Source organism: Methylobacterium sp. J-030 (genome assembly GCF_022829545.1).
Lineage (GTDB): Bacteria > Pseudomonadota > Alphaproteobacteria > Rhizobiales > Beijerinckiaceae > Methylobacterium.
This window is the reverse complement of the sequence record NZ_JAKSYM010000398.1, coordinates 1-2,908: the sequence shown is the minus strand read 5'-3', so window position 1 is coordinate 2,908 and position 2,908 is coordinate 1. Positions and strand designations below refer to the sequence as shown.

5 protein-coding genes are annotated in these 2,908 nt (G+C 62.5%); all 5 read right to left on the bottom strand.

Going from position 1 to position 2,908, the window contains the following annotated elements:
* Window positions 1-102 precede the first annotated feature (102 nt).
* On the bottom strand, window positions 103-285 hold the full coding sequence (locus tag MKK75_RS32365; protein ID WP_244046572.1) for a hypothetical protein: 183 nt from the start codon (window positions 283-285) through the stop codon (window positions 103-105).
* Window positions 286-289: 4 nt separating this feature from the next.
* Window positions 290-484 carry a hypothetical protein gene (locus MKK75_RS32360; RefSeq protein WP_244046571.1) on the bottom strand — a complete coding sequence of 65 codons (195 nt, stop codon included), beginning with the start codon at window positions 482-484 and terminating at the stop codon, window positions 290-292.
* Window positions 481-747: a hypothetical protein gene (locus tag MKK75_RS32355; protein WP_244046570.1), complete on the bottom strand. Its 267-nt coding sequence runs from the start codon at window positions 745-747 to the stop codon at window positions 481-483. Before MKK75_RS32355 ends, MKK75_RS32360 begins: the two co-directional genes overlap by 4 nt.
* 24 nt (window positions 748-771) lie before the next feature.
* Window positions 772-942 carry a hypothetical protein gene (locus tag MKK75_RS32350; RefSeq protein WP_244046569.1) on the bottom strand — a complete coding sequence of 57 codons (171 nt, stop codon included), beginning with the start codon at window positions 940-942 and terminating at the stop codon, window positions 772-774.
* Between the two features lie 1,768 nt (window positions 943-2,710).
* Window positions 2,711-2,908 (bottom strand): hypothetical protein (locus MKK75_RS32345; protein WP_244046568.1); only part of this gene is annotated, 198 nt, incomplete at its 5' end.

The window sequence follows — 2,908 nt, the reverse complement described above, 5'->3', positions numbered from 1 at the left end:
CCGATAGATGTTGGTTGCGCCGGGCACTGCCTCGATCCGATGACCTGCCGCGCGCAGGGCTACCACGGCTTTGAGAATGCGATCTGCGAGCATGTCCGAGGCCTATTGAGCGCGCCCTGGGCCATCTCTCAAACCAGCAAGTACAGCGAGAACCAGCAGCTGTTCGTCGGTGATCCAGTCGGCATCGACATGCCACAGCTCCAAATCCGCATCGGCTTCGACGGCATGACCACGGGCTCGCAAGACGCTCGCCGCATCAAGGATGGCGTCCTGACTATCAATCATCTTGCTATGCCAGCGCGATCAGCATCCAGGCGCGCGCCTTCGCCTCGATGTCGACGGGATCAGCGTTCGGACCGTCAGCAATCGCGCGCTCGACGATCTCCCGCGCTGCCGGGACGCTCAGGCCGATGCCCTGGATGAAGCCGCCGAGACGGGTCAGCAGTCGCTCTCGTAGCTGCTCGCGATCTGTATCTGCGCTCATCCCTGGACCGGGAAGCCCATGATGACGGCGGTCATCACCATCGTGCGGCGCAGGCCGGGCGTGGTCGCCTCATCGGCGAGCAGCTTCTTGGCCTGCGGGTGCATCTCGATCGCCTTGGCCACGTCGATGGTGTGGCCGGACTTGAAGGCGAACGGCGGGGCGGCCTCGTCCTTCAGGTAGGCGTCTCTCGCAGCCGCGATCTCCTCGTCCGTCACCTCGGACTTGCGGCGCAGGTCGCCGACGCTGGGGATCTCTTTGGCCATGACGGTGAGCTACTGCACCCGGCCCTACCCGTCTATAAGTCCCATCCGCTTCGCTTCGTCGAGCAGTTCAGCTCCGGTCATCACCTCACCGTTCACCCGCCACAGGCCAGGATCCTCGTCGAAGCGTTCGATCATGTAGCCGGCCGCAGTCAGGGCATCCGCGGCTCCAGCGGTCGGGTCGTCGCCTTCGATCATGGCGTGATGCCTCCTTCACAGAAGACGCGCGATCCCACGGGCCAGGGCGATGATGCCCGTGAGCACCAGAAGCACGGCAGCTACCGCCAATTTGGTGCGTACCAACCAGACATTCAGTTCAGCCATCAGCGTGAGTTTCACAAGAGAGCTGCCAGGTGAGGGTCACGGCCGAGGTGCGCCGGCCGGGCGGCCATATCATCACGGCTCGCTCGGCCTCGCCGACCTCTGGCTATTGCTGGCGTCGATCCGGATCACCGGATGACGCCTCGTGACAGTCACCGGCTGACGCCTACTAACGGGGGGAGCGAGGTGAATACTTTGTGCGTCAGGATCGTCAGCCGATCGCCCAGAACAGCGGGAGTGCGCCCGAAAGGAACAAGGCAGACGACAGGAGCACGGCAAGGCGCTCGCGGTGGTAGTGGACGAAGGCGCGAGGGCTGGCGAACATGGCAAGGCCGGATCGAGGTGAACGACCCACGTTCGCCCTTGAACCTTGACCAATCAGAGGCGCTCGGCACCGTCCACAGGTGGTCGTCGATGCGTGTCACCGCCGAGCCACATGCTGGCGGATGTGTTCGGGCGCACTCCACGAGCGCTGAGATAGGCGTACTCGCTTCCGTGTGGCCGCCATCGCCCCCTCAGGTGGCCCGATCCAGCGGCGCAGTGACCTCACGGGTTGCTGCGCCGTCATGGTTTTTTGCCACCGATACCCCGACGGCTCTGATCCTCACTTCACCCACATGACTTGGCTGCGCGTGTCGCAGGTGGGATCGTTGGGCTTTCGGCCACTGTTATTCGACCGAGGAAACGGTGGAGAGTTGGCTGTGAGGGTCAAGACAAGCGTAGCGTTTACCGTTCTTGTCGCCGCGTTAGTAGGACCGGCTCCTGCTCGGGCTTGGACTTCACCAGGCTGTGTCAATCTCCCTGAATACGAGCGTGCCCTCGGCGCTCTCCAAGGTATGACAAGCGCCTGTGATATGAGCCTCGAAAAGGCCAATAGGATCGTGGCCGCGCAAGGATACCGGCCCGGAGGGTTATTTGGTGCGCTCCTGGGCGGCCCAACCCAGCCGCTGGCCGAAGCGGTTCCGATTTCGGGCTATGCTCAGAGTCGTGCACCACAGCCGCACCATCACCGCGCTCACCGCAGCACCGTTCATAGCCCCGAAGCGGTCGTTCGCTGAACTGCGGCCGCCTCGCAGCTGCAAAGTAGGCGCCGCGTAGGCTGAAGACCTGCGCCCATCAATTGATAGGCAGACCTACCGCGAGCCCTCCTATAGAATCGGCCTGGCGTTTGATCACATCGTGATTTGCTGCCGGGGTGCGGCCTGGCTCGTTGGATTGCTCCAACGCGGAATGAGCCTGCCTCCGGGATTATTCTCCGAAGCCTGCTGCGGATGCCCCATAGAGCGCGAGACCGGCTATTCCGACAGCAGCGACACTTAGCAGAGCGCCAGCGGCACCAAGCATTAGGCTGAACATGGAAGGCTCCTCATAGCAGGCAGTCAATTTAACGCAGATCTCATTAAATGGTAATGCTTATGTAGGGATTTCCTGTAATAACATTTGTTATTGTTGTGTCGTTCGCGTCAACCTTAGCAGTCAGGATTTACGCGGTGTCGCCGATTGGAGGCGATACACTCTGGCGTTGGTGATGACATCCTCGCGCCTGCCCATAGTGAACGACCGTCGCAACTGGTCCGGCTAGACGATGGTAATCTGTGCGTTCTTCAGTGCCGACTAGCGCATCCGGCTGAAGGCGCCCTATGGCCTACACCGTCGCCGTCTGCGCGTTCCGCAGCGCCAGCGCGTACAGCCCGTCCGCCGACTTGGTGAAGGCGTCGGCGTGCTCCCGCGGCGTCTGGCTGCCGGTGATGTCAACTTTGAAGCTGTTGTGCTGGGTCAGGGACCGGCTGCTGCTCGACGTGCTGTTGTTCGTCACGGGGCTGGCCCCGACCGGCGCCGGCTG